The 25366-nt window shown below is 73.4% G+C and carries 29 protein-coding genes; 11 read left to right on the top strand and 18 right to left on the bottom strand.

All coding sequences use genetic code 11. From position 1 onward, the window contains the following. Positions 1-6: 6 nt before the first annotated feature. From ACGF3J_RS32860 to ACGF3J_RS32850, 3 genes are all read right to left on the bottom strand, one after another. Positions 7-195, bottom strand: a complete 189-nt coding sequence (locus tag ACGF3J_RS32860; RefSeq protein ID WP_161327945.1) for a hypothetical protein — start codon at positions 193-195, stop codon at positions 7-9. 137 nt (positions 196-332) lie between these two features. After that, positions 333-968, bottom strand: a complete 636-nt coding sequence (locus tag ACGF3J_RS32855; RefSeq protein WP_161327944.1) for a bifunctional 2-polyprenyl-6-hydroxyphenol methylase/3-demethylubiquinol 3-O-methyltransferase UbiG — start codon at positions 966-968, stop codon at positions 333-335. A 137-nt stretch (positions 969-1105) separates the two neighbouring features. Beyond that, on the bottom strand, positions 1106-2107 hold the full coding sequence (locus ACGF3J_RS32850; protein ID WP_393855463.1) for a mechanosensitive ion channel family protein: 1002 nt from the start codon (positions 2105-2107) through the stop codon (positions 1106-1108). A gap of 227 nt (positions 2108-2334) precedes the next feature. On the opposite strand from ACGF3J_RS32850, the gene ACGF3J_RS32845 reads away from it, so the two are divergent. Beyond that, positions 2335-2550, top strand: coding sequence for a hypothetical protein (locus ACGF3J_RS32845; protein ID WP_393855462.1), 216 nt, complete (start codon positions 2335-2337; stop codon positions 2548-2550). 91 nt (positions 2551-2641) lie between these two features. Beyond that, complete coding sequence (locus tag ACGF3J_RS32840; protein ID WP_161327942.1) at positions 2642-3067, top strand: TIGR03618 family F420-dependent PPOX class oxidoreductase; 426 nt, start codon at positions 2642-2644, stop codon at positions 3065-3067. Positions 3068-3080: 13 nt separating this feature from the next. Here the strand turns inward: ACGF3J_RS32840 and ACGF3J_RS32835 are convergent, their stop codons facing one another. Continuing rightward, positions 3081-5174, bottom strand: coding sequence for an MMPL family transporter (locus ACGF3J_RS32835; RefSeq protein WP_393855461.1), 2094 nt, complete (start codon positions 5172-5174; stop codon positions 3081-3083). 142 nt (positions 5175-5316) lie between these two features. Next, entirely contained in the window at positions 5317-5823 is a 507-nt protein-coding gene (locus tag ACGF3J_RS32830) for a MarR family winged helix-turn-helix transcriptional regulator (protein WP_393855460.1), read from the bottom strand. Between the two features lie 103 nt (positions 5824-5926). On the opposite strand from ACGF3J_RS32830, the gene ACGF3J_RS32825 reads away from it, so the two are divergent. Together ACGF3J_RS32825 and ACGF3J_RS32820 are read left to right on the top strand one after the other, a co-directional pair. Next, positions 5927-7465, top strand: coding sequence for an SDR family oxidoreductase (locus tag ACGF3J_RS32825; RefSeq protein WP_393855459.1), 1539 nt, complete (start codon positions 5927-5929; stop codon positions 7463-7465). Between the two features lie 58 nt (positions 7466-7523). After that, positions 7524-8900, top strand: coding sequence for a cryptochrome/photolyase family protein (locus ACGF3J_RS32820; protein WP_393855458.1), 1377 nt, complete (start codon positions 7524-7526; stop codon positions 8898-8900). A 24-nt stretch (positions 8901-8924) separates the two neighbouring features. Here ACGF3J_RS32820 and ACGF3J_RS32815 read toward each other — a convergent pair whose 3' ends face one another. Genes ACGF3J_RS32815 through ACGF3J_RS32805 form a run of 3 tightly spaced genes read right to left on the bottom strand, consistent with a single transcriptional unit; the run spans position 8925 to position 9959 of the window. After that, on the bottom strand, positions 8925-9356 hold the full coding sequence (locus tag ACGF3J_RS32815) for a hypothetical protein (RefSeq protein WP_161328615.1): 432 nt from the start codon (positions 9354-9356) through the stop codon (positions 8925-8927). A 36-nt stretch (positions 9357-9392) separates the two neighbouring features. Continuing rightward, on the bottom strand, positions 9393-9725 hold the full coding sequence (locus ACGF3J_RS32810) for a DUF3140 domain-containing protein (protein WP_161328616.1): 333 nt from the start codon (positions 9723-9725) through the stop codon (positions 9393-9395). A 6-nt stretch (positions 9726-9731) separates the two neighbouring features. After that, a complete protein-coding gene (locus ACGF3J_RS32805) occupies positions 9732-9959 on the bottom strand; it encodes a DUF2945 domain-containing protein (RefSeq protein WP_161328617.1) in 228 nt (75 codons plus the stop codon). A 169-nt stretch (positions 9960-10128) separates the two neighbouring features. Here ACGF3J_RS32805 and ACGF3J_RS32800 point away from each other — a divergent pair, with 169 nt between their 5' ends. Next, positions 10129-10929, top strand: coding sequence for a thioesterase family protein (locus tag ACGF3J_RS32800; protein WP_161328618.1), 801 nt, complete (start codon positions 10129-10131; stop codon positions 10927-10929). 21 nt (positions 10930-10950) lie between these two features. Here ACGF3J_RS32800 and ACGF3J_RS32795 read toward each other — a convergent pair whose 3' ends face one another. Next, the gene (locus tag ACGF3J_RS32795) at positions 10951-11952 is read right to left on the bottom strand and encodes a zinc-binding dehydrogenase (protein ID WP_393855457.1); all 1002 of its coding nucleotides are present in this window, start codon (positions 11950-11952) and stop codon (positions 10951-10953) included. Next, on the bottom strand, positions 11949-12488 hold the full coding sequence (locus tag ACGF3J_RS32790) for a DUF2269 family protein (protein ID WP_346345931.1): 540 nt from the start codon (positions 12486-12488) through the stop codon (positions 11949-11951). The genes ACGF3J_RS32795 and ACGF3J_RS32790 overlap by 4 nt, the downstream gene beginning before the upstream one ends. Before the next feature lie 313 nt (positions 12489-12801). Between ACGF3J_RS32790 and ACGF3J_RS32785 the strand changes: the two genes are divergently transcribed. Further along, a complete protein-coding gene (locus tag ACGF3J_RS32785; RefSeq protein ID WP_393855456.1) occupies positions 12802-13476 on the top strand; it encodes a hypothetical protein in 675 nt (224 codons plus the stop codon). Here ACGF3J_RS32785 and ACGF3J_RS32780 read toward each other — a convergent pair. From ACGF3J_RS32780 to ACGF3J_RS32765, 4 genes are all read right to left on the bottom strand, one after another. Further along, a complete protein-coding gene (locus ACGF3J_RS32780; RefSeq protein WP_393855455.1) occupies positions 13458-14456 on the bottom strand; it encodes a sugar kinase in 999 nt (332 codons plus the stop codon). The two genes, ACGF3J_RS32785 and ACGF3J_RS32780, sit on opposite strands and share 19 nt — an antisense overlap. Positions 14457-14580: 124 nt before the next feature. After that, positions 14581-15213: a bifunctional 4-hydroxy-2-oxoglutarate aldolase/2-dehydro-3-deoxy-phosphogluconate aldolase gene (locus ACGF3J_RS32775; protein WP_393855454.1), complete on the bottom strand. Its 633-nt coding sequence runs from the start codon at positions 15211-15213 to the stop codon at positions 14581-14583. A gap of 117 nt (positions 15214-15330) precedes the next feature. Continuing rightward, positions 15331-16476 (bottom strand): galactonate dehydratase, encoded by a 1146-nt coding sequence (gene dgoD, locus ACGF3J_RS32770; protein WP_393855453.1) that lies wholly within the window; start codon positions 16474-16476, stop codon positions 15331-15333. Next, entirely contained in the window at positions 16477-17256 is a 780-nt protein-coding gene (locus ACGF3J_RS32765; protein WP_393855452.1) for a FadR/GntR family transcriptional regulator, read from the bottom strand. It lies immediately after the preceding gene. A 181-nt stretch (positions 17257-17437) separates the two neighbouring features. Between ACGF3J_RS32765 and ACGF3J_RS32760 the strand changes: the two genes are divergently transcribed. Next, positions 17438-17836, top strand: a complete 399-nt coding sequence (locus ACGF3J_RS32760; RefSeq protein WP_161327959.1) for a hypothetical protein — start codon at positions 17438-17440, stop codon at positions 17834-17836. 24 nt (positions 17837-17860) lie between these two features. On the opposite strand, the gene ACGF3J_RS32755 is transcribed toward ACGF3J_RS32760, so the two are convergent. The 3 genes from ACGF3J_RS32755 to ACGF3J_RS32745 form a co-directional block, all read right to left on the bottom strand. Then, complete coding sequence (locus ACGF3J_RS32755) at positions 17861-18439, bottom strand: dihydrofolate reductase family protein (protein WP_161327958.1); 579 nt, start codon at positions 18437-18439, stop codon at positions 17861-17863. Positions 18440-18542: 103 nt separating this feature from the next. Further along, positions 18543-18791 carry a hypothetical protein gene (locus ACGF3J_RS32750; RefSeq protein WP_161327957.1) on the bottom strand — a complete coding sequence of 83 codons (249 nt, stop codon included), beginning with the start codon at positions 18789-18791 and terminating at the stop codon, positions 18543-18545. A 151-nt stretch (positions 18792-18942) separates the two neighbouring features. Further along, complete coding sequence (locus tag ACGF3J_RS32745; protein ID WP_393855451.1) at positions 18943-19167, bottom strand: hypothetical protein; 225 nt, start codon at positions 19165-19167, stop codon at positions 18943-18945. 154 nt (positions 19168-19321) lie between these two features. On the opposite strand from ACGF3J_RS32745, the gene ACGF3J_RS32740 reads away from it, so the two are divergent. The 3 genes from ACGF3J_RS32740 (at position 19322) to ACGF3J_RS32730 (ending at position 22862) form a co-directional block, all read left to right on the top strand. Next, on the top strand, positions 19322-20509 hold the full coding sequence (locus tag ACGF3J_RS32740; protein WP_393855450.1) for a serine hydrolase domain-containing protein: 1188 nt from the start codon (positions 19322-19324) through the stop codon (positions 20507-20509). A gap of 404 nt (positions 20510-20913) precedes the next feature. Continuing rightward, positions 20914-22212 carry a globin domain-containing protein gene (locus ACGF3J_RS32735; RefSeq protein WP_393855449.1) on the top strand — a complete coding sequence of 433 codons (1299 nt, stop codon included), beginning with the start codon at positions 20914-20916 and terminating at the stop codon, positions 22210-22212. Further along, positions 22209-22862, top strand: a complete 654-nt coding sequence (locus ACGF3J_RS32730; RefSeq protein WP_161327954.1) for a pyridoxamine 5'-phosphate oxidase family protein — start codon at positions 22209-22211, stop codon at positions 22860-22862. The genes ACGF3J_RS32735 and ACGF3J_RS32730 overlap by 4 nt, the downstream gene beginning before the upstream one ends. A gap of 51 nt (positions 22863-22913) precedes the next feature. On the opposite strand, the gene ACGF3J_RS32725 is transcribed toward ACGF3J_RS32730, so the two are convergent. After that, positions 22914-24020 (bottom strand): PP2C family protein-serine/threonine phosphatase, encoded by a 1107-nt coding sequence (locus ACGF3J_RS32725; protein ID WP_393855448.1) that lies wholly within the window; start codon positions 24018-24020, stop codon positions 22914-22916. Between the two features lie 201 nt (positions 24021-24221). Here ACGF3J_RS32725 and ACGF3J_RS32720 point away from each other — a divergent pair, with 201 nt between their 5' ends. Continuing rightward, positions 24222-25364: a PP2C family protein-serine/threonine phosphatase gene (locus tag ACGF3J_RS32720; RefSeq protein ID WP_161328936.1), complete on the top strand. Its 1143-nt coding sequence runs from the start codon at positions 24222-24224 to the stop codon at positions 25362-25364. Positions 25365-25366 lie beyond the last annotated feature (2 nt).

Raw genomic sequence — 25366 nt, 5'->3', positions numbered from 1 at the left:
GGTCCGTCAACCCTTCTTCGGGCGCGGGGCCGGCGGCGAAAGCAGCAGGCTGCCACCTCCGGACTGGAGGGCGAGCGCGGCGCACTCGCGGCTGTCACGGAAGACTCCGTCAGCCTCGGCGGGGTCGAGTACCGCGTCGATCTCGATGTTCTCGGTGCGGGTGACTTCCTTGAGCACCTTGTCCTTGGAAGGCATTTCACCATCTCCCTCTGGTAGCCAAATGGCCTTCACACCCAAGGGTGTCCGGTGAGTCCCAAAACATGCCTCTCTTCTCAAAATTCTCAGAAGATAACTTCTTCAACAAAAGCGACATACCAGGTACATCAGGGCTCTCACGCCCGTCGCAGGCGCCACACGTTGTCCTCGCGGAAGCCCTCCGCACCCTCCGGCGAGACGCTCGGACGGCGGACGGTCTCCGCGGTCCGGACGGTCCACTCGCCCTCCGGCAGGGCGAGTTCGCCGAGCACTCCGTCCAGGGTGGGGAAGACCGCGTCGAAGGGCGGCTCGGTCTGCCAGGAGGGCCAGCCGGCGTGCATCACGACCAGCAGCGTGCCGCCGTGCGCCACGGCCCGCGCCGCGGCGTCCAGTACCGCCCGCTGGTCGAAGGCGACCGGGGACTGCAGGTACTGCGCGTTGACCAGGTCGAACGCGCCCTCGGGGAAGGAGAGTCCCAGCTCGTGGCGTTCCCAGGCGACCCGGTCGCCCACCCCGGCCTCGGCCGCGTGCCCGGCGGCGCGTTCGAGGGCGGTGCCGGAGATGTCCACGCCGGTGACCCGCCAGCCGCGGGCGGCCAGCCACACGGCGTCCGCGCCTTCACCGCAGCCGAGGTCCAGCGCGGTCCCGGGTGCGAGGCCGCTCGCCTCGCGCACCAGCAGGCCGTTGGGGCGGCCGCTCCAGACGCGGTCGGTGTCGCGGTAGCGGGCCTCCCAGAACTCCGCGGCGGGAGCGGGGAGGGGCAGGTCGGTCATGGTGTCTCCTGGGCGGCGGTCGGACGCGTCTGCGGTACGGGACGCGCGCATGTGCGCGTCCCGTACCGCAGGCTGCACCGGCCGCACCGGCGACGCCAAAGGTGTTTGCCGGACCGGCAAATCCCGGCCCTCGCGTGTCAGCGGGTGAGCGCGTCCGCCTCGGCGTCCGCCGACTCGGTGCGCAGCCACACGGTCCGCCGCGGGAAGGGGGTCTCGATGCCCGCGTCGTCCAGCGCGTCCTTGACCCGGCGGCGCAGTTCGCGGGTGACGCCCCACTGCTGGAGCGGCACGGTCTTGACCGCGAGGCGCACCAGCACGCCCTCGGCGTCCAGGGACTGCACGCCCCACACGGCGGGGTCCTCCAGCAGGACGTCCGCGAATTCCGCCTCGTCGCGCAGCGCGCGGCCGGTGTCCTCCAGCACGCGGTAGACCGTGTCCAGGTTGGCGTCGTGGGCGACGGCGACGTCCAGGACGGCACGCGCCCACTCCTGGCTGTCGTTGCGGACCCGCAGGATCTCGCCGTTGCGGATGTGCCACAGGCCGCCGTTGAGGTCGCGCACGTGGGTCAGCCGCAGGCCGACGTGCTCCACCTCGCCGATGGCCTCCCCGAGGTCGACGGAGTCGCCGACGCCGTACTGGTCCTCGACCATGATGAGCAGGCCGGACAGGTAGTCGGCGACGAGGCTCTGCGCGCCGAAACCGATCGCCAGGCCGACCACTCCGGCGCTGGCGAGCAGCGGACCGAGCGCGATGCCGACCTGGTCGAGCACCATGGCCACGCCGACCATGAACAGCACGATGGTCACGACGCTGCTGAGCACCGAGCCGATGGTCCGGGCCCGCTGTTCGCGGCGTTGGCGCGCCCGGGACCGGTCACGGTGCAGGACCGCGGCACCACGGCCGGACCTGCGGGGCCTGCTCCGCTCGGCCTCGCCCGCCGGTGGTTCCAGGACCCGCTGGACGACCCGGGTGATGGCCCGCTTGGCCACCGCGCGCAGCACCAGGAGGACCACGACGATGAGCGCGATGCGCAGGGGTATCCCGATGAGCGCCTCGGTGTGGTCGCCGAACCAGTCCGACCAGGAGGCCGCCAACTGCGCGTTCGTGCCCTGGGCGGTGGATGGGAAGGTGTGCGACATCGGCTCGACTGCTCCGTTCTTCGGGGATGACGTGTCCGCCGTCGGGGCCGCCTACCCACCGGGGGCCCGAACATGACGCCCGGTGAGCCGCGACACACCCATGCCCCCTTCCCGCCACTTGCCCCTTATGTCCGACAGTTGCGTCATCTCCACTCGGTATCTGCTCATCACCGGCGTGCGCCGGGGCACCCGAAAGGGGTCGTCCACAGCGGAGGGGGACCCGCACCGTGGTTTACGTTGCCGTCCTGCTGCTGCCCGGAGTCGGGCTGCTGCTGTTCACCATGACGTATCTGGAGGACCGGCTCTTCGCCGATCCGGTCCCGGCCCGGCACGCCCGGCGCCGCCATCTGAGACTCCTCCCGGGCGGCCGCGGCCAGGACGCCCCGGCCCGCCTCCCCGAGCCGGCCGCGGCGCACTCCGCGGAACGGGACGCCGCCGCCTGATCCCGGTGCGCGCACCCCGCCGAGCGGCGTCGCGGCGCCCCGGGCGATGCTGTTCCCGACGGGACACACGCGGCTGGGACGAGGAGATCGGATGGACACCGGGGAACGGCACGACGCGGACGAGGAGTTCGTCGGGTTCTGGCGGGAGCGCCGGGTGTGCTTCCTGTCGACGCCGCGCGCGGACGGGAGCCCGCACCTGGTCCCGGTCGGAGTGACGTACGACCACACGACGCGCACGGCCCGGGTCATCACCGGCCGGGGCACGGCCAAGGCCCGCAACGTGCTGCGGGCCGGGTCCGCCGTCGTCGCCGTGGGACAGGTGGACGGCAGACGCTGGTCCACGCTGGAGGGCGTCGCGACCGTGCGCCAGGACGCCGGGTCGGTCCGCGACGCGGAGGTCCGGTACGCGGCCCGCTACAAGCAGCCCCGGGAGAACCCGGAGCGGGTCGTCATCGAGATCGAGGTGCGGCGCTTCCTCGGCACGGTGCGGCCCGTCGCGGGGACTCCCGGCGCGTGACGTCCCGCCCGGGTCACTCCGTCCCGGGCGGTGTGCGGTGGCCGAGCCGGCTCGGCCACCAGGCGACGGGGCCGATGTCGCGGGCGAGCGCGGGCACCAGCAGGGAGCGCACCACGAGGGTGTCCAGCAGGACGCCGAAGGCCACGATGAAGGCGATCTGCACCAGGAAGGCCAGCGGGATCACCCCGAGCGCGGCGAAGGTGGCGGCGAGGACGACACCGGCCGAGGTGATCACGCCGCCGGTGGCGGTCAGGCCCCGCAGGATGCCCTCCCGCACCCCGTGCTGGAGCGACTCCTGGCGCACCCGGGACATCAGGAAGATGTTGTAGTCCACGCCCAGGGCGACCAGGAACACGAACCCGTACAGCGGGACGGAGGCGTCCGTGCCGCTGAAGCCGAACACGTGGGTGAAGACGAGGGCCGAGACGCCCAGGGTGGCCACGAAGTTCAGCGCCACCGTCGCCACCAGCAGCAGCGGCATCAGCAGCGAGCGCAGCAGGGCGATCAGGATGACCAGGATGATGGCGAGGACCACGGGCACGATGAGCGTGCGGTCGTGTTCGGCGGTGCGCTGGGTGTCGTACTGCTGGGCGGTGTAGCCGCCGACGAGGGCATCCGCGTCGGGCACCTCGTGGACGGCGGACCTGAGCCGGGCCACCGCGCTCTTGGCGGCGTCGCTGTCGGCCGGCGCCTGGAGGGTCGCGTCGATCCGCACCCGCCCGTCGACGACCCTCGGCTCCCCGCCGCCGGGGCGGCCGGACGCGGTGACCGGGGCGGCGGAGGCGACGCCTCGGGTGTCGCGGGCGGCCGTGAGGACCGGGTCGAGACGGTCGGCGTCGGCGATGATCACGGCCGGGTTGCCGGAGCCGCCCGGGAAGTGCCGGGCCAGCGTCTGCTGGGCGGAGACCGAGGGCGCGTCGTTGACGAAGATCTCGTCCAGCGGGACACCCCGGGAGGTCAGGGTCGGCGCGAAGGCGGCGCAGGCGATCAGGGCGGCCAGCGAGATCGCCCAGATGCGGCGCGGGGCCCGGTCCACCCGTTCGGCGATGCGGTGCCACAGGCGGTGCCCGGCCTCGGGGTCGCCGGTCCGGACGGGCTTGGCCGGCCAGTAGGCGGCGCGGCCGAGCAGCACCAGCACGGCGGGCAGGAAGGTGAGCGTGCTCAGCACCGCGCAGACGATGCCGATGGCGCCGACGGGCCCGAGCGCGCGGTTGTTGGTCAGGTCGCTGAGCAGCAGCGCCAGCAGACCCAGGGCGACGGTCGCCGCACTGGCGACGACGGCGCTCCAGGAGGCCCGCAGCGCGGCGCGCACGGCGCCGAACCGGTCGGGGTGCCGGGCGAGTTCCTCGCGGAAGCGGGCGGTGAGCAGCAGCGCGTAGTCGGTGGCGGCGCCGATGACCAGGATGGAGAGGATGCCCTGGACCTGCCCGTCCACGCGGACGACGCCGCGGTCGGCGAGGGCGTACACGATCGCGCAGGCCAGGCCGAGGGCGAAGACCGCGCCGAGGATGATGACCAGGGGCAGCAGGACGCTGCGGTAGACGAGCAGCAGGATCACCAGCACGGTGATCAGGGCGACGCCGAGCAGCAGTCCGTCGATGCCGGAGAAGGCGTCGGAGAGGTCGGCCTGGGAGGCGGCCGGCCCCGCGAGCTGCGCCTCGGTGCCGGGCACCTTCCCGACGGCTGCCTGGACGCGTTCCAGGGCGTCGGGCAGCGCCTCGCCGAGGTCGGGCCTCAGCTGGACGACGGCCTGGAGCGCCTCGCCGTCCTCGGAGGGCAGCGCCGGTGACGGGGGTCCGACGACGCCGGGCTCGCCCTCGACGGAGGCGACCGAACGGGTGGCCGCCGCGCGGTGCTCGGTGACGGAGCCGCCGCCGTCCGCGGTCCACACGACGATCACCGGGAGCGTCTCGTCCTGCTGGAACGCCTTCTGGGCGTCGACGACCTTGGTGGACTCCGCGCTGCGGGGCAGGAAGGCGGCCTGGTCGTTGGTGGCGACCTCGCCGAGCTTCCCGGCGTACGGGCCGAGCACTCCGCCGATGCCGAGCCAGGCCAGGAGCAGGACGACGGGGACGAGCCAGCGGGCGCGTCGGGTGGGGATGGACATCGGTCTTCAGGTCTCCTGGTCTCCGGCGGCGAGGAAAGTAGCTCGATCATAAACAATCTCAATGATTGAACTAGATGTGCCCCTCGTGACACACCGCACTTCTGCCCCGAGGCGTCCTCCGGATGCGGGGGACGGCGGTCGATCAGTCGGCGTCGGACCGTACGAGACCCAGTTCCTGGTTCATCGCCGCCAGGAAACGCACCACGACCGCCAGTTCGTCCTCGTCGAAGCGCGAGCCGGCCGACGCGGCGGCCTCGGCCAGCGGCCTGAAGTACGTCCGGGCCGCCGCCCGCGCGTCCGGCACGTAGTGCAGATGGACGACCCTGCGGTCGGCGCTCTCCCGGACCCGGCGCACGTGCCCCGCGCGCTCCAGCCGGTCCACACACGCGGTCACCGCGCCCGAGGTGAGCCCGAGGTGCTCGCGCAGCCGGCCCGGCGTCATGGGCTCGGGCGAGTCGAGAATCGCCGCGAGCGCCTGCACGTCGGTGGCGTGCAGACCCTGGCTGCCGGCGAACCCGTGCACCAGGCGGTTGATCTCGCCGTTCATCCGCCTCAGGTGCGAGGCGAGGACGTGCAGGTCACTCGCCTCCGGACCGGCCCCGGTCCCCCGTTCGTGCGCGTGCTGCCCGCGCTGGTTCGCTGTCGCCACGCGATCAGCGTATAGAAGGGTCAACCTGGGAACCCGCGCATCCGCCACCGTGCGCCCGCGGGAAGTGATCACGTGACGACCGACCCGTGAGAGACGGAGCCCCATGAGTGCAGAACGCGACCGCGCGAGCGGCGAAGGCCCGGGTGAGGGCGGCGGAACCAACCTGCGCTGCCTCGTCACCGGCGCCACCGGCTACGTCGGCGGCCGGCTCGTGCCGGAACTGCTCGGCGCCGGGCACCGGGTGCGGTGCCTGGCCCGCTCCCCGCACAAGCTGCGCGACCACCCGTGGGCCGGGGAGGCCGAGGTGGTTCAGGGAGACGTCCTGGACGCCGACTCGGTGGCGCGGGCGATGGAGGGCGTCGACGTCGCCTACTACCTGGTGCACGCGCTGGGCAGCGGCGACGACTTCGAGGAGACGGACCGGCGCGCGGCGCGCACCTTCGCCGAGCGGGCCGAGGCGGCCGGGGTCCGGCGCATCGTCTACCTCGGCGGACTGACCCCGTCGGACGTGCCGGAACGGGAACTCTCCCCCCACCTGCGCTCCCGTGCCGAGGTCGGCCGCATCCTCCTGGCCTCGGGGGTGCCCACGACCGTGCTGCGCGCCGCGATCGTCATCGGATCCGGGTCGGCCTCCTTCGAGATGCTGCGCTACCTCACCGAGCGGCTGCCGGTGATGGTCACGCCCAGCTGGGTGCACACCCGCATCCAGCCGATCGCCGTCCGGGACGTGCTGCGCGCGCTCGTCGGCAGCGCGACGATGCCGGCGGAGGTGTCCCGCGCCTTCGACGTGGGCGGGCCGGACGTCCTGACCTACCGCGAGATGATGGTCCGCTACGCCGAGGTGGCACAGCTGCCCAAGCGGCTGATCGTCTCGGTGCCGATGCTGTCACCGGGCCTGTCCAGCCACTGGGTCGGCCTGATCACGCCCGTCCCCGCCTCGATCGCCCGCCCGCTCACCGAGTCGCTGCGGCACGAGGTGGTGTGCCGGGAGAACGACATCCTGAAGTACGTGCCCGCGCCGCCGGGTTATCCGCTCGGCTTCGACGGCGCGCTGCGGCTGGCCCTGCAACGCGTGCGGGACGCCCAGGTCACCACCCGCTGGTCGTCCGCGTCGGTGCCGGGGGCGCCCAGCGACCCGCTGCCCACCGACCCGGACTGGGCGGGCGGCAGCCTCTACACCGACCACCGCACGCTGACCGTCGACGCCTCGCCCGCCGCGCTGTGGCGGGTCATCGAGGGGATCGGCGGCGACAACGGCTGGTACTCCTTCCCGCTGGCCTGGGCGGTACGGGGCTGGCTCGACCGGCTGGTCGGCGGGGTCGGCCTGCGCCGCGGCCGCCGGGACGCCGCCCGGCTGCGGGCCGGCGACTCGCTCGACTTCTGGCGGGTGGAGGAGATCGTCCCCGGCCGGCTGCTGCGGCTGCGCGCCGAGATGCGGCTGCCGGGCCTGGCCTGGCTGGAGATGTACGCCGACACCGACGGCGCGGGCCGGACGCGGTACCGCCAGCGGGCGCTGTTCCATCCGCACGGGCTGGCCGGGCACGCCTACTGGTGGAGCGTGTGGGCGTTCCACGCCGCGGTGTTCGGCGGCATGGCCCGCAACATCGCCCGGGCCGCCACCCGGGACCCGGCGGCCCCGTGAGGCCGCCGCGCTCCGCCCCCGCCCGGTCCGGCGGCCCGACCCCCCTGCGAGGAGCGTCATGACCACGTCGGTCGTCCTGTTCACCCGGGACCTGCGGCTGCACGACCATCCGCCCCTGCGCGCGGCCCTCGACGGGTCCGCGTCCGTCGTACCGCTGTTCGTGCGCGACCGGGCCGTCGACGCGGCCGGTTTCGCCGCGCCCAACCGGCTCGCCTTCCTCGCCGACTGCCTGCGCGACCTGGACGCGGGGCTGCGGGACCGGGGCGGGCGGCTGATCGTCCGCTCCGGCGACCTGGTCGAGGAGGTGTGCGCGGTGGCCGGCGAGGCGGGGGCCGACGAGCTGCACATGGCGGCCGACGTCAGCGGGCACGCCCACCGGCGCGAGGAGCTGCTCCGGGACGCCCTCGAGGCGCGGGGCTGCCGACTGCACGTGCACGACGCCGTGACGACCGTGCTGGCGCCGGGGGCGGTCACCCCGGCCTCCTCCGACCACTTCGCCGTCTTCACGCCGTACTTCCGGCGCTGGAGCGAGTGCTCCGTCCGCGACGCGCTCGCCGCGCCCCGCAAGGTCCGGGTCCCGGACGGCGTCGAATCGGAGCCGCTGCCGAGCCGAAGCGACCTCACGGGACTGTCCCCGGGGCTGGCGGCCGGCGGCGAGGAGGAGGCCAGGAAACGTCTGACGGCTTGGCTGCGCGACGGCATCACCGGCTACGCGGACCAGCACGACGACCTGGCCGGCGACGACACCTCGCGCCTCTCCCCGCACCTGCACTTCGGTGCCCTCTCCCCCGTCGAGCTGGTGCACCGCGCCCGAGACAAGGGCGGTGCCGGCGCCGAGGCGTTCGTGCGGCAGGTCGCCTGGCGGGACTTCCACGCCCAGGTGCTGTCCGCGCGGCCGCAGGCCTCGACGGCCGACTACCGCACCAGGCACGACCACTGGCGCACCGGAGCCCGGGCGGACGAGGAGATCGCCGCCTGGAAGGACGGGCGAACCGGCTACCCGGTCGTCGACGCTGCCATGCGCCAGTTGCGGCACGAGGGCTGGATGCACAACCGGGCCCGGCTGCTGACCGCCAGCTTCCTCACCAAGACGCTCTACATCGACTGGCGGGTGGGCGCCCGGCACTTCCTGGACCTGCTCGTGGACGGCGACGTGGCCAACAACCAGCTCAACTGGCAGTGGACCGCCGGTACCGGCACGGACACCCGCCCGCACCGCGTCCTCAACCCCACGGCCCAGGCACGGCGCTTCGACCCCGACGGGACGTACGTGCGCCGCTGGGTGCCCGAACTGGAGGGCCTGGAGGGGCGGTTGGTGCATGAGCCGTGGCGGCTGACGGGCCGGGAGCGCGCGAAGTACGACGCCTACCCGGACCCGATCGTCGACCTCGCCGAGGGCCTGGACCGCTTCAAACGGGCCCGCGGGCGCGACTGAACGGAAGCGCCGGGCACTCCGCCGTCAGGTGGGAGGGCCGTCGGGGCCGGCCGTGTGGTCCGGGTGGTTCCGGGTGCGGCGGGCCTCCTTCAACTCCGCCTCGTACAGGTGGCCGCGGCCCTCGGCGAGCCGGTCCACGGCCTCGCGCTCCAGGTCCCTGAACGGCTCGTAGTAGGTCCGGTCGTACGCCTCGACGACCTGGAACGTCCAGTGGCCGGGGATGACGTTGCGGCCCAGGATCTCCGTGCGGACCCGTTCCGCCCACTCCGGGTGCCCGGCGGCGCGCAGCAGTTCGACGGCGCGGTCCAGCTCGAAGTCCGCCGAGCCGGTCAGCTGGTGGAAGGCGAACAGGTGCCCGCGGGCGCACTCGGTCGTCTCCAGGGCCTTGGACAGGGAGCCCAGGGCCGCCACGGTCTCGTCGCTGACGCCCTCGGGGCGCCGGTGCGGGTCTCCCATCGGGTGCGTCTCCTTCCGGCGGGCGCGACGGCGGTGTCACGCGAGGGGGTCATGGCCCCAGTTCATGAGCGAGTAACGCCACCTGGACTCCTCGACGTCGCCCGACGGGCGCTGGGCCAGGTGCCGGCGGACGTAGCCGACGACCTTGCGCATGTGCTCGTAGTCGTCGTCCGAGAGGTCCTCCTTCTTGGTCCGCTGGATCCGCACGATCCGGCGGCCGGACGCGTGCCCGGTGGACTCGCCCCCGTCCTGGTGGTGACCGGCGTCCTGGGACTCGTCCGTCTCCAGCCACGCCTCCAGATCGGCCGGCGCCATGTTCACCAGTTCACGGAAGCCGTCCCGGATCTCCTGCAGCTCGTCACCGTCCATGTCGCCTCATTTCTTCTTCAGCGCCGACGGCTTGTGCACCGCGGAGCCGCCCGACTTGTCACTGCGGACCTTGTACTGCGGATCGTCGGGCGAAGCCTCCACCGTGCGGCCCCCGGCCTCCGTGCGCTTGGTGATCTTCTTCTCCACCTCGCCCTCGGCCCGGGAGCCGTGGCTGCTCCAGGTGACCTTGTCGCCCTTCTCCAGGTCCTCGCCCTTGCCCCGGTTCCTCGCCATGGCGCCGCTCCTTCGCCTGCAGGCCCCCCTGTGCTTCCCACCTGGGTTCCCAGCCGCGGGCGGGCCACTCGGGAGATGACCCGTTCAGCGGCGGAACTATCCTGGTCGCGGCCCGGGCTCCGCCGTCCGGGGCCCCTCTCCTCGCCGCCGTCGTTCCAGGAGCAGCCCGTTGAACACCAGCACCGCGACCCCGGACAGCTACTACGAGCGGATCGACGAGCACCGCTACAAGCCCACCCCGCACGCCGGCGGGGCGTGGAGCGCGGACGAGCAGCACTTCAGTCCGCTCGGCGGACTGATCGTGCACGCCGTCGACCGCCACCTGGCCGGGCGGGAGGGCGCCGCCATGTCCCTGAGCAGGATCAGCTTCGACATCCTCGGCCGCCCGGCCCTCGACGAGTGCGAGATCCGGGTGGCGACCGTCCGTCCCGGACGCACCATAGAACTGGTCGAGGCGACCGTGCTCATCGCGGGCCGGTCCGTGACCCGGGCCAGGGCCTGGCTGCTGGCCGACGTGGACACCGGCGCCGTGGCGGGCGGCGGCGCGGACCGGCTCGCCGCGCCTGAGACCCTCGCCCCCTGGCCCATGGACACCGCCTGGCCCGGCGGCTACATCGCCTCCCTGGACGTGCGCCCGGTGGCACCGCCGCTCCCGGGCCGCACCACCGCCTGGATCTCCACCGGCCTCGACCTGGTCGCCGGGGAGACGGCGAGCCCGCTGGCCTCCTACGTCACCCTGGTGGACACCGCCAACGGCATCGCCGTACGGCAGTCGCCGACGGAGTGGATGTTCCCGAACGTCGACCTGACCCTGCACCTGCACCGCGCGCCCCGCGGGCCCTGGACCGGCCTGGACACCACCGTCGTCTTCGGCCCCACCGGCCAGGGCGTCACCAGCACCGTGCTGCACGACGTCGACGGCCCCGTGGGCCACGCGCAGCAGATGCTGACCGTCCGCCCACTGGGGTGATCCGCCGGCGGCGGAGCGCGGTCACGAAGGTGTGAGGACCAGCCGTCCCCGCACCTCCCCGGCCTCCAGCCGGCGGTGGGCCTCCGCCGTCGCCGACAACGGCAGCCGGTCGGCGATGCGCGGCCGCCACGGCGTCTGGGTGAGTACGCCGACCACGCCCTCGGCCGCCTCGGCGAGGTCGGCGGTCGTGGCGTTGCTGATGGCGAAGCCCACGATGCTCGCGTCCCTCGTGTAGAGCCGGCTCACCGGCAGCGGGGAGGGCCCGCCACCCAGCCCCACCATCGCGACCAGCCGTCCGCCCATGGCCAGCGACTCCACGGCGTCGGCGAGCACTCCGTGCCCCGACGTGTCGAGGTGGACGTCGTAGCCGTCGGGCGCCGCCCGGCGCACCCGCTCGGCGAGGTCGGGCGACCGGTGGTCGAGGACCTCGGCGGCGCCCAGCTCCCGGACCGCCGCCGCGTCCTCGGCACGTGCCGTGGCGACCACCCGGGCCCCGGCGCGGGCGGCCAGCGCCACCGCCGCGCCGCCGACGTTCCCGGCGCCGCCGCCGACGTACACGGTCTCGCCCGCCCGGAGCCGTCCGTGCCTGAACAGCGCCAGCCAGGCGGAGGCCGCCGGGTGGGCGGCGGCCACAAGGTGTTCGGCGTTGATGCCGGGCGGCGCCGGGTAGAGGCGTTCGGCGGCGACCGCCGCGTACTCGGCGAAGGCCCCCTGCCGGCCCGCGTGGCCCAGGCTGTTGCACCACACCCGCTGCCCGGGGGTGAAGCCCGACGCGCCGGCACCCGCCAGGGCGACCTCTCCCACCAGGTCGCGGCCTACGACGAAGGGCATCGGCAGCGGTGTGGCGTAGGCGCCGGACCGTACGAAGGTGTCGACGGGGTCGACCGCCACGGCCGACACCCGCACGAGCACGTCGGTGGGTCCCACCGGCGGCACCGGGAGGCGGCCGTGGCGGATGGCGTCGGCCGGACCGACGGCGTCGATGTACGCCGCCCGCATCACGTCGGGGACTGTGCCGTTCATGACGTCATGCTACGAACCGTCCCCTCCCGTCGCAGCCCGCCGGGGCGGCGGCGAAGCCCGCGTCCGCGGCGCGTCGGCCCCCACGGCTTGAGGACCGAGATCACCGTCATGAAGACATAGGCCGCCAGCGAGACGACCGGCCCGAACAGGACGTCCCCGCTGTCCGGCAGCGGCTCCCCCGCGGCCACGGCGGTGAACGCCGCGTTCACGCCGGGGCGCAGGGCGAGGACGGTGGCGGTCGTGGTGGCGAGGGTCAGCCAGAACTTGGTGAACACCCAGCGGTGCCGGGCCAGCCCCCACGCCGTCCCCAGGGCCAGCACCACTCCGCTGACCAGGGTGAGGACGGCGAGCGGCAGCAGCAGCCAGTCGGCGAACAGCTTCATGCCGCGGACACCGGCCTCCACCGTGGCGGGGGACGCGGTGGCGGCCGCGGTTAGGCCGAGGGCCAGCAGCCCGAGGGTGAGCCCGAGCCAGCAGGCGGAGGCGACGACGTGGACGACGAGGAGGGCCCGGCGTGCGGGTCGGCTGAGTTTCACCCCACCCACGCTGCCGGGACCCGGGCGCGAAGACGTCCGGCGGCGGGAGTAACCCCGGCTACTGAGCCGGGCGTACACGGCGGGGTCCGCGGTGCCCCGGGCGGAGCAGCCGGAAACGCGGGGTGGCCTTCGAATTAACGGCAGACCGCGGAATCCGGAATGCCGCGATATCCCGATCGAATTCCGTCGGAATACCACTCCGTCCGTACCTGACCTCACATCTTCATCCCTATGCTGATCACGCTTCGCCGAAAGGGTGCGGAGAAATTCGGGGGGGATCACGTATCCCTGTGACGAAAACCGAGGAATTCCTGTGAGACGTACGACCTCTGTCCTGCTGTCCCTGAGCGCCCTGGTGGCGGCCTCCGCCCTGGCCGCCCCCGCGGCGGCCGCCGCACCGGTGGCCGACCGGCCGGCCGCCGCGCCCGCCGGCTGGGAGGCGGTGGACGCGTCCGCGCTGGCGCGCATCACCGACGACGCGGACGCCCGGCGGGCCCCGCTCGCCGCCGGAGACAGCGCCTCGGCGGCCGCCGCGGAGGCCGAGCTGCTGGCCCTGCAGTCGGTCCGCAACAACCGCTTCGTGGCGACCGAGGTGAACTACCCGGCCCCCACCACCGGTGTGCAGCGTGCCCGTTCCGCCGAGTTCGGCGGCTCCTGGGAGGGCTTCGCCTTCGAGTGGGACGAGCCCACCCAGACCTACGCGCTGCGCTCCCTCGCGAACAACCGCTACGTGGCCGTGGAGAAGAACTACACCGGCAGCGCGCAGAATGTTCTGCGCGCCCGTTCCACGAGCGTGGGCGGCTGGGAGCGGTTCGTCCTGTACTACAACGAGGGCTTGGACCGCTACGCGCTCCAGTCCACACTGAACGGGCTCTTCGTCACCATGGAGAACGGCTACACCGGTTCGCTCCAGTACGCGCTGCGCGCCCGCTCCGCCGAGATCACGGGTTCGTGGGAGGAATTCGTCCTCTACGACATCGGCGCCTGACCCCGCTCCCGCCATTCCTCGTCGGTGAGGCCCAGCAGCGCCTCGATCACGGCCGCGTCGGGCAGCGGCCCGTGGTCCCCGACCACCCGCAGCGCGGACGCCGCCGTGATGTGGCCGAGTCGCAGGGCCCGGGTGAGGCCGGCGCCCCGGCACAGTCCGGCGAGGAATCCGGCGGCGAACGCGTCGCCCGCGCCCACCGGTTCGACGACATCCGTCCGCAGCGCGGGCACCGTGCACGCGCCGTCCTCGGTGAACGCGGTCGCGCCCCGCCCGCCGTCCTTGACGACGAGGATGCGGGGGCCGCTCAGCAGCCCGCGGACGTCGGCGGCGGTCAGCCCGGCACCCCACAGGTCCTGTGCCTCGTCGAGGCCGACGAAGGTGATGTCGGCGCGGTCGGCCAGGTCGCCGAGTACCGAGGGGGCGGTGTCCGGCGGCCACAGCGCGGCGCGGTGGTTGACGTCGAAACCGACCGCGTGAGGACGCTCCTCCGGCGGCGCGTGCAGCGCCCGTTCCACCAGGGCCCGGCAGGACCCGGACAGTGCCGGGGTGACGCCGGTCAGGTGCAGGAGAGCGGCCCCGCCGAGCCGGTCGTCGTCCAGGACGCCGGGGCCCAGGGCGGAGGCCGCCGAGCCCTTCCGGTAGTAGTGCACACGGGTGCCCTCGGCGCCCGGGTCCTTCAGCAGCAGGCCGGTCGGCCGGTCGGGGTCGGTCCGCACGCCCGTGACGTCCACGCCCGCCTCCCCCACGGCCTCCCGCACTCGTCGGCCGAGCGCGTCGTCGCCGACGGCCGACAGCCAGGAGACGGGCAGCCCGTGGTCGGCGAGGTACATGGCGACGTTCGACTCGGCACCCGCCACCGAGAGGCGCACCGACTCGGCGCTGTCCAGGGTGTCGGGCGGGGCGGGCGACATGGCCGCCATGGTCTCCCCCACGCAGACCACGGGACCCGGTGCGGGACGCCAGGGGCTCGCGGCGCTCACGTCCGCGCCCCCGACGCCGTGTCCCGGGTTCCAGGACGGTCGGCGACCGGTGCCACCGCGCCGGGGGCGAGGGGCGGCCGGGCCGGTGTCCGCGTCTCCGCGCCGCCCGGGCCGGGTGCGCCGGTCACGGCCGGGCCTCCCGGACGGCGGCGCGGAAGGCGCGGGCGCGGGTGCGGAGGTCGTCGAGGCTGCCGCCGTCCGCGGCGTCGCCGATGAGCGGGGAGCCGACGCCGACGGCGGTGGCGCCGGCCGCCAGATGGGCGCGGGCGGCCGCCTCGTCGACCCCGCCGACGGGCACGAGCGGTTCGTGCGGGAAGGGTCCGCGCAGCGCCTTGACGTAGTCGGGACCGCCGGCCTGGGCGGCCGGGAAGATCTTCAGTGCCGTGGCGCCGAGGGTGCGTGCCGTGAGGATGTCGGTGGGCGTCATGACACCGGCCAGTACGGGCATGCCCAGCTCGCGGGCGGCGGGGACGCCCTCGCCCAGGCCGGGGGTGACGGCGAAGTCGGCGCCGGCCCGGTGGGCGGCGCGCGCGTCGTCGGCGGTCAGGACCGTGCCGGCGCCCAGCGGCCGGTCGGGGCCGAGGGCCTCCCTGGCGCGCTCGATGACCCGGAGGGCGTTCTCACCGGTCAGTGACACCTCGATGAGGTCCACGCCCTCCTCGGCCAGGGTCAGTACGGTGCGCAGCGCGGCGTCGGCGTCGGCGCCGCGCACGATGGCGACGAGTCGGTGGGCGGCCAGGGCCGCTCGCAGATCCACAGGAGGTCTCCTTCTCAGAGTGTTGCAGGTCGGGCGTCGCACAGCGGCGGCCGTCGGCCAGGGTAGGACGCCACCGGGACGCGCCGCGGGCCGGGACCCCGGTCGCGCGACCGGGCCTCACCACTCGGCGAACGATCCGTCGCCGTGCCGCCACACCGGGTTGCGCCAGGCGTGCCCGTCGCGGTCGGCGGCGCGCACGGCCTTCTCGTCGATGTCGATGCCCAGGCCGGGCGCGTCGCTGCGGGGCGCGTGTCCGTCCACGAAGCGGAAGGGCTCGGTGTCCACGAGGTAGGTCAGCAGGTCGGCGCTCTTGTTGTAGTGGATGCCGCGGCTCTGCTCCTGGATGAGGAAGTTCGGCGTCGCGAAGGCGACCTGGAGGCTGGCGGCGAGCGCGATCGGGCCGAGCGGGCAGTGCGGGGCGAGCAGGGCGCCGTAGGTGTCGGCGAGCGAGGCGATGCGGGTCACCTCGGAGATGCCTCCGGCGTGGGAGAGGTCGGGCTGGGCGACCGCGACTCCCGCGGCGAGCACGGGCAGGAACTCGCCCCGGCCGTAGAGCCGTTCGCCGGTGGCGAGGGGAATGTCGGTGGCCGCGGCGAGCCGGGACAGGAGGTGGCTCTGCTCGGGGACGACCGGTTCCTCGACGAACAGCGGGTGCAGCGGCGCGAGTTCGGCCAGGACCCGGCGGGAGCTCGCGGCGGTGAAGCGGCCGTGGAAGTCGACGGCGACGTCGCGGTCCGGTCCGAGGGCCTCGCGGGCGGCGGCCACCCGGTCGACGACGGCCGCGGTCTCGGCGGGCGTCGTCAGGGGGGAGACGGCTCCGGCGCCGTTCATCTTCACCGCGGTGAAGCCGGCCTCGACCTGGGCGGCGATCTGCTCGGCGAGCGCGGCGGGCTCGTCGCCGCCGACCCAGGCGTAGACCCGGACGCGCTCGCGCACGGGGCCGCCCAGCAGGGCGTGCACGGGTGCCCCGTAGGTCTTGCCCGCGATGTCCCACAGGGCCTGGTCGAGGCCGGCGACGGCGCTGGACAGGACGGGGCCGCCGCGGTAGAAGCCGCCCTTGGTGAGGATCTGCCAGTGGTCCTGGATGCGCAGGGGGTCCTTGCCCATCAGCTGCTCGGCGAGGACGTCGACTGCGGCGCGGACGACTTCGGCGCGGCCCTCGACGACGGGTTCGCCCCAGCCGACCACCCCGTCGTCGGTTTCGACGCGGCAGAACAGCCAGCGCGGCGGGACCAGGAACGTTTCGATGCGGGTGATCTTCACTTAGTGGGGCTGCCTTTCCGTGTGGTCGGCATTGCCGGTCTTGCCTTTGCTGGTGTGGTCGCCCTTGCCATCGGGGTTGCCGATGCGCTCCTGGTCGCGGCCGGCCTGATCGAGCAGGGCTCGCATGGCCGCCTCCGCCGCCCGCGGGTCGCGGTCGCGGACGGCGTCCAGGACCGCCCGGTGGGCCGGTACGGGGTCACCGCTGTGCGGGGAGCTGTGCACGATGTGGTCGCGGTGGGCGAGCCCGGACGAGATCACCATCTCCATGCGTTCGAGGAGTTCGTTGTGGGTGGCGGCGAGCAGGGCGCGGTGGAACGCGAGGTCGGCCGCCACGGCGCGGGCCGGGTCGGGGTCCTCCTCACCCATCGCGGCCAGCGCGGCGTCCAGCGCGGCGAGGTCGTCGCCGGTGCGGCGGTCGGCGGCGAGGCGTACGGCGGCCGGCTCGACGATGGCCCGCACCTCGGCGAGGTCGCGCAGCAGTGCGAGGTCGGAGCCCGCACTGCCGCCGCCCTCGAACTGCCAGCGCAGGACGTCGGCGTCGAGGAGGTTCCAGTCGGCGCGGGAGCGGACAAAGGTGCCGCGCTTCTGCCGGGCGTCGACCATGCCCTTGGCGGCCAGCACCTTCAGCGACTCACGCAGCGCGGTCAGGCTCACGTCCAGCTCGCTCTGGAGCGCGACCAGATCGAGCGTGGCCCCCTCGGGGATCCGTCCGCCCAGGATGCGGCGGGCGAGGGCTTCCACGGTCTGGCCGTGCACGCCGCGGCGGGCGTAGGGCGTCATGTCGTACGGCCTTTCCGGTACCGGGCGGGGTCGGGTGCCCGTCCACGTCGGCCTCGATTATTACTAATTTACCCAGAGAGCGGTAGTGGCGGCTCCACCCTGTTGACGGGCACGTTACGTTTTGCCCGATTCCTCCCGGTAACCCGTCTGGAGGACATCCAGATGCGACGAGGTGAGAACCATGCTGGTGCTGGGTCTCCTGCTGATGGCGGGCGCCGCCGCCTTCACAGGTTTGCTGATCGCGGACAACCTGTCCGGCGGTCCGGACTACACGGTGACCCTGATGGGGACCGAGCCCTTCACGATCAGCACGCTGGGGGCGTTCCTCGGGGGTATCGCGCTGACTCTGATCTTCGGCCTGGGCATGTGGATGCTGATGGCCGGGACGGTGCTGGCCCGCCATCGCAGCAAGAAGCGCCGCACCGACCGGCTGGCCGCCCGGCAGGCCTACGCGGAGCGCGACGAACTCGCAGGCCGGCTGGCCGGCCAGGACACCCCCGCCGCCTCCACGGCCGAGCCCGCGGGGCATCGCAGGCCGTCCCTTCACCGGCCGGGGTGGCTCCGGCCGCACGGCCACTGACCTCCGTGCGCCGCGGCGACCGATTCACGCGTGCGGCGTCGGCCGGTAGACCAGCTCCTGGATGTGGCCGTCGAGCGTTCGCCGGTCGATCAGTTCGAGATCGAAGTCGTCCGCGCCCTTGAAGACCGGGTCGAGCCCGCTCTTCCCCGTGATCACCGGGAACAGTGTCACCTGGACGCGGTCGACCAGGCCGGCGGCCATCAGGGCCCGGTTCATCGACAGGCTGCCGTGGGAGCGCAACGGCACCTCGGACTCCTCCTTGAGCCGGGCGACGACGTCGACGGCGTCACCGTTCGCGATGGTCGCGTCCGGCCAGTCGAGGGGGCCTTCCAGCGTGGTCGACACCACGGTCGTCGGCAGGTTGCGCATCCGGGTGACCCAGGGGTCACGCACATCGGACCCCTCGGTGCTCTCGGCCAGCATCTGGGCGAACGCCCGGTACGTGTTGGCACCGAAGACCATCCGCTGCTCCTCGTCGTACAGCGCGAGGCGGTGGTCGAGCAGCTCGGGGCCCTGTTTGCCCCAGTAGCCGGTCCAGTCGCCACCGGCGGCACCGAAGCCGTCGAGGCTGGAGAATACGTCGAACGTGTAGGTGGTGGTCATGATCGGCTCCTGGACTGCGATTGCGGATTGACGGCGTCCTGGAGATGAAGACCGGCGATCGGGGCGTAAGTCATCGGCCGGGAGCGCACCGGACGACGGCGGGTCACGAGGCGGGCCGGGTCCAGAGCCGGTCGCCGCGCCGTTCGTCGTACCCCGCGCCGCCGCGATCGAGGTGGTCGGCGACGGCTCTCTCCAGCGCGCGGAACAGGAGGAGGGCGAGCGACAGGCCCGCCGCGCAGCCGATCGCGAGCCGGCCCGCGACGGCCACCGGATGGTCGAGTACCGTCCCCACCCAGGCGCCGCCTCCCGCGCCCGCCGTGGTGAGCAGGCCGGGCAGTGCGGGTGGCGGCATCTCCACCCGCACCAGGCGGGGCGACCGCCAGTCCGACGACGAGACTGCCGAGGGCGAGCCCGGCGAAACAGCCGGCCATCGGCGGCAGGCGGTCGACGCCCATCGTGCCGAGCCAGAGGCCGAGCAGGGCACCGAGGGCGGCACCGGCGCACTAGCCGAGCCTGCCAATCCCCGCACGGCGCTGCTCGTCGTCGGCACCGGCCGTCACCGAGCGGGCCGGTCCGCTGCCCAGGGTGGTCCCGCTGACGAAGCCGTCGTAGGCGCCGACGGGGGCCTCGGTCCAGGAGCCGATCGCGGCACCGGTACAGCAGCCCGCGGCGGCACCGCACGCGGCACCCAGGATCCGTCCGGCATGCAACTGCCAGTTGTGTCCCATCAGTTCACTGCATGCGGGGTGCCGTCGGCGTGGTACCCGGTCGGGGGTTAACCCCACCCCGCATCCTGCCGGTCTCCCCATCGCACCGGCTCGCCCGCCGTGGACATCCTGGTACGGCGCCGGCATCGGTGACCTCGACGACCAAGGAGTCCACGTGATCAAAGGCAGGCGAGCGCGAGGCGGCTTACTCACCCTGGCCATGGCCATGGCGGTCGGGGCCGTGGGGAGCGCGTCGACAGGCAGCGCCCTCTCGGCCTCCTCCACATCGGACCATGCCCGGACAACGGACCACGCCCGGCTGCGCGCCGTCCTGCAGCGCATCACCACGGTCGACGGTGCGCCCGGAGCGCTCGCCGAAGTACGCACCGGGCGCGGCGGCAGTACGGTGCTCACCAGCGGAGTCGCCGATGTGCGGAGTGGCACGCCGGTCCGCGGTGACAGCAGGTTCCGGCTCGGCAGCATGACCAAGCCGTTCGTGGCGACGGTCCTGCTGCAGTTGGTGGGCGAGCGACGCGTGCGCCTCGACGCGCCGGTGGAGCGCTACCTGCCCGGCGTCGTCCGCGGGCACGGCAACGACGGACGGGCGATCACCGTCCGGCAGCTGCTCCAGCACACCAGCGGGGTACCCGACTTCCTCCAGTACCTCCGCCCGCAGGAGATCGTCGCGGACCCGCTGGCCCACCGCGACACCCGCGAACTCCTCGACATCGCGCTCGCCCACCCCCCGACCTTCGAACCGGGGACCGGCTGGCGCTACTCCAACACGGGTTACCTCCTCATAGGCATGATCATCGAGAAGGTCACCGGGCGCTCCTACGGCGACGAGATCCGGCGACGCGTCATCAAACCGCTGCACCTGCACGACACCTTCGCGCCCGGCGGCGCCTCCGGCATCCCCGGACCGCACCCCCGCGGGTATGCCCGGCCCGGCCCGGACGCGCCGCTCGTGGACGTCACCGCGGTCAGCCCGACGATCGGCGGCGCGGCCGGTGAGCTGATCTCCAGCGCCTCCGACGTCAACCGGTTCATGGCGGCGCTCCTGCACGGCGCGCTCCTGCGCCCGGCGCAGCAGCGGGAGATGATGCGGACCCGTCCCACGGGCGCCTCGGACGGCCGTGCCTACGGGCTCGGTCTGGAGAGCTCGCCGCTCCCCTGCGGCGGTCTCTACTGGGGACACACCGGTGACTTCCTCGGCTACGAGACGGCCACGGGCATCGCCGGCGGCCGGCAGGTGACCGTCATGGCGAACCTCGGCCCGGGCGCCTCCGACGCACAGAGCGACGACATCGAAGCGGCCGTCGAGACCGCCCTGTGCGAAGTCCGCCACACCTCAAGCCAGTAGTTCCGCTTTCTGCCCGGCGCGACCCGGTCGGGCAGATTCCGGTGACCTGTTCGCCTCCCACGGCTGCCCCTTCGAACCTCCGCCCGCACGGCCGGTCGTCCCGCAACACCGCAGCCAGCGGCGCTACGCGCGGGTAACCGCGACTCGGCCCGGGCCGCCCCCGAACTCTCCATCATCCGCTCACAACCCCTCTACCCGGTCGACACGCCGAGGTGCGTAGCCTCTGAGCGCGTCGTCCGCTTGCGAGGGATGACGTCACTGAGTTAAGTCTTGCCCAAAGATTGATGTTCAGTTGTGAGGCACCCGGGCACTCTGGGGCACGTGGAAGAAGACAGCAGCGTGGAAGGCCGGCCCAAGGACATGACGTTCAGAACACCGTCGTCAGCCCCCGCGCGAGGCGCCGCGTGACGCTCGGCACCCATCGTGCCCACCTCGACGGGTATGACAGTCCCCCCACTCCGCAGGCCGCGAACGAGCCGTTCCACCAGCCGCAGCAGGGCGCCCTCCCCCTTCCCCAGCCGCTGGGCCCGCACGAGTGCGACCTCGTCCGCCGCAGCGTCGCGGTGGTCGAGCCGCAGGCCGGGGAACTGGCCGTGTACTTCTACGCCATCCTCTTCGTGCGCTACCCCGAGGTCCGTCCCCTCTTCCCGGAGAACATGGACGTCCAGCGGGACCGCCTGCTGCGCGCCCTCCTGCGGATCGTGGACCTGGTCGACTCGCCCGAGCACCTGGCCCAGTTCTGCTCCCGCCTGGGGCGCGACCACCGCAAGTTCGGTGCCGTGACGGCGCACTACGCCGCGGTGGGCGAATGCCTGCTGGAGACGCTCGCCCGGTTCGCCGGCCCCGCGTGGACCCCGGAGATCGCACTGGCCTGGGAGCGGGCCTACGGCATCGCCGCAGAGACGATGATCCTGGCCGCGGACAGCGACTCCCGGCTCCGGCCCGCCGTGTGGAACGCCCAGATCGTCGGCCACCGCCACCTCGGCAACGCGCTGGCCGAGGTCACGGTGGCCACCGACCCCGTGTATCCGTACCGGGCCGGCCAGTTCGTCAGCATGGAGACGCCGTGGCGTCCCCGGGTGTGGCGGCACTACTCACCGGCCAACGCCCCCCGGCCCGACTCGACCCTGACCTTCCACGTCCGGCACGTCGCCGGCGGCCACGTGAGTCACGCCCTGGTGTACCGGGCGCGGATCGGCGACATGGTGCGTCTGGGGCCGCCCGAGGGCGACATGGTGCTGTCCGCGCCCTCCGGCCGGGATCTGCTGCTCGCCGCGGGAGGCACCGGACTCGCCCCCATCAGGGCCCTGATCGAGGAGATCGCGAACGACCCGCACCGGCTCCAGGGCCGGCACGTGAACCTGTTCGTGGGCGCGCGCACCGGCAACGAGCTCTACGGGCTCGACGAGATGCTGCGCCTGTCCCAGCGGCACCACTGGCTGACGGTCCGGGCCGCCGTTTCCCACGAGCACATTCCCGGCGCCGAGGGCTCCCTGCCGGACGTCATCGCCGCCTCGGGCACCGGAGCTCACGCGGAGGCGTACCTCAGCGGGCCGCCCGGCATGGTCGCCGCCGCGCGGCAGGTGCTCCTGCGGTGCGGGCTGCCTCCCGCCCAGATCCACCACGACCCGCTGGGCGTTCCGGTACTGGACGCCCCTCTGGATCCAGGCCACCCGGAGAAGGAAGAGGACAACCGCATATGAACGACCGGCCCGCAGGCCGCCCCGGCTCCGCCGGCGAACGCCTCCTGCAGAGCCACCTGGGTACGGCCGACCGGGCCGCCACCTTCTACGACCGGCAGGTCCAGTCCCATCTCACCGATCAGATGCGCGACTTCGTCCGGCGTCAGACCATGGTCTTCCTGTCGACCGCCGACGCCGGCGGCAACTGCGACACCGGTTTCCGGGCGGGGCCGCCCGGGTTCGTCACGGTCCTCGACGAACACACCCTGACCTACCCCGAGTACCGGGGCAACGGGGTCCATGCGGGCAACGGGAACATCCTCGAGAACCCGCACATGGGCATGCTCTTCATCGACTTCACCCACCATCACATAGGGCTGCACGTCAACGGGGCGGCCCAGCTGGTGGGTGACGCCGAGCAGCGTCGCGTGTACCCGCATCTCCCCGTCGACTCGGCGCACGGCCGGCAGCCCGCCGTATGGGTGCACTTGAGGGTGGACGAAGCCTACGTGCAGTGCTCGAAGTACATCCCCCACCTCGAACCGGCTCCCCGGCCCCGCGGACTGGCGGCGGACCGGCCCAAGGACAGCGACTACTTCGTCCCCCCGGTGGCCGGTCGCGGGGAGTCCCGGCACTTCCGTCCGGCGCCCACGCTGCCGATGGGACACTAGGCCGCCGCGTGCCGGAGCGTCCCGACCCGTGCGGTTCGTGGGCGCGGCCGGTCACACCCCGGACTGGGTGTGGCGCCCTACGACGATCATGGCGGCGTCGTCGTCCAGGTGGCCGTCGACGTGGTGCAGCAGGTCTCGCCGGAAGCGGCCGAGGAAGGCGTCGGGGTCGTTCTCGGGCCAGCCGGTGATGCGCTCGGCCAGCGGATAGAAGGTGCCGGCGGAGTCGCGTGCCTCGGTGACACCGTCCGTGTACAGGAGCAGCAGGTCGCCCGGCTCGAACGGGAAGCTCTCGACGTGGTAGCGGGGATTCACCAGGTGACCCAGGCCGAGCGGGGGCGCGGGGTGCAGGACGCTCATCGTCGCCGGCCGCCCGTCGCGGACGACGACGGGCGGTGGATGGCCGCAGGAGACCATCCGGACCCGCCCGTCCCGGTCGGGGATGTCCAGCACGGTGGCGGTGATGAACGCCTCCCCGTGGCGGGCCGGATCCGCGAGGTCCCCGCACACGCTCCGGTCCAGGTGCCGCACCAGCTCCCCCAGCCCCGCCCGGTGGCCGGCCATGACGCGGAACGCCCCCAGCAGCAGGGCGGCGTCGTTGACGGCGGTCAGTCCCTTGCCCCGTACGTCTCCGACGATCAGCCGGGTGCCCGAGGTGGTGCGGACCGCCGCGTACAGATCTCCGCCGATCTGGGCCTCGGCCTCCGCGGCGAGGTAGAGCGAGGCGGTGCGCAAGGGTCCCAGCCGGCTGGGCAGCGGCGGCAGGACGACGCGCTGGGCGGTCTCGGAGACGTACCGGACCTGTCTCAGCTCCTTGGCCCGGCGCTCCCGCACGACGCAGAAGACGACGAGGCTGGCGCCTACCAGGATCAGGGCGACGATCTGTGCCTCGTGATTGGCCGAGAACAACTCGTCGGGGTCGCGCAGCACCCCGATGGCCGTCTGCGCGATCACCGCCAGCGCGGCCACCAGGGCCACCGTCCAGGGCCCGCCGAACAGGGGCGTGATCGCCGGGGCCGCGACGAGCAGCGGCCCCAGATGGATGTGGGGCGGCGCGAGCACGTCGACCACGGACACCGCGACGATCCACGCGATCGGGACGGCGACCATCGGCCGCCGCGCGCGCACCGGCCGGCGAGGCTCTCCGAGGCGCTGCGACATGCCTCCTCTCTACACCGTTCCCGGTCCTCCCGCACCGGCAGAGAGGGCCGGAGCGACCACCCACCCGTACGGCCGCACTTCGGCGCGGGTACGGCCAGCCTCTCCCCGCCGTGCCGACCGGACTGGATGATCGATGCCGCCCGCCCGCCGCCGCGTGCCGCACACGCCCGGCCCGACACATCGCCGTTGGAGGATGCCCGCATGTTCCGTTCGACGCGCACGGCGTCGGCCTCCGTGGAGGACGGCCTCCCGGACCGGGACGACGGCGTCCGCACACCCCCCACGCGCACCGTCGTCCTGGTGACGGTGGCGGCGACGGTGGTGACGATCGTCCTCGGGGTGCTGACCGGGACCGCCGTCCTCCTGCTCGGGCTGCTGGTGTTCCTGCCCGCCTTCGCCTCCGCGCTGTGCACCCCGCGCCAGACGGCGATGGTCTCCACCTGGGTGAGCGTCGTCGTGGTCGTGCCCGTGGCCCTGTCCGGGGAACGGATCGCCGACCGGGTGGTGCTGGCGCTGTTCGCCGTCGGCTTCGGTGTGCTGGCCGTCTACGCGTCCCGGCTGCGGGTCTCGCGCGAGGGGGCGCTGGTGCGGCTGCGGTCGACCGCCGCCGCGATGCAGCGGCAGATCCTGCGTCCGCTGCCGCTGCTCACCGACGACGTGCTCGTGGACGGCGTCTACGAGCCGGTGCAGCAGGACAAACTCGTCGGGGGCGACATCTACGACGTGGCGGCCACCCCGTGGGGTACCCGGGTGCTGATCGGCGACGTCCAGGGCAAGGGGCTCGCAGCCGTCGGCATGGCCATCGATGTGGTCGGCGCCTTCCGTGAAGCGGCCCACCGCGAACCGACGGTGACGGCCCTCGTCGACTCGCTCGAGGCGGCGGTGGTCCGCCACAACGACTACGCGGAACAGCGCGGCGAACCGCAGCGATTCGTCACCGCCGCCGTCCTGGGAGTGGACGCGGGCACCGACACCCAGCTCGTCACCTGCGGCCACGTCCCGCCGTACCTGCTGCACGACGGGACCGTCACCGCGGTGGGCGCGGGGACCGAGCACACCCCTCTCGGCCTGGCGGACCTGGTCGAGGAGGCGCGCACGGTGGCCTGGTTCCCGTTCCCGGCCGGAGCGACCCTGCTGCTGTGCACCGACGGCCTGACCGAGGCCCGATCGGCCGGGGGCGCCTTCTATCCGCTGGAGTCGCGCCTCTCCGACCGGGCCGACATCACCGCGGGCCGGCTCACCGAGTCACTCGTCGACGATGTGCACGCCTTCACCGCGGGCGCCCCGCAGGACGACCTGGCGGTGCTCGCCGTCCGCCGCTCCCCGCGCCGGGTACCGGGGTAGCC

This window comes from Streptomyces sp. NPDC048171, assembly GCF_043202655.1.
Lineage (GTDB): Bacteria > Actinomycetota > Actinomycetes > Streptomycetales > Streptomycetaceae > Streptomyces.
This window is presented reverse-complemented; position numbering and strand designations above follow the sequence as displayed.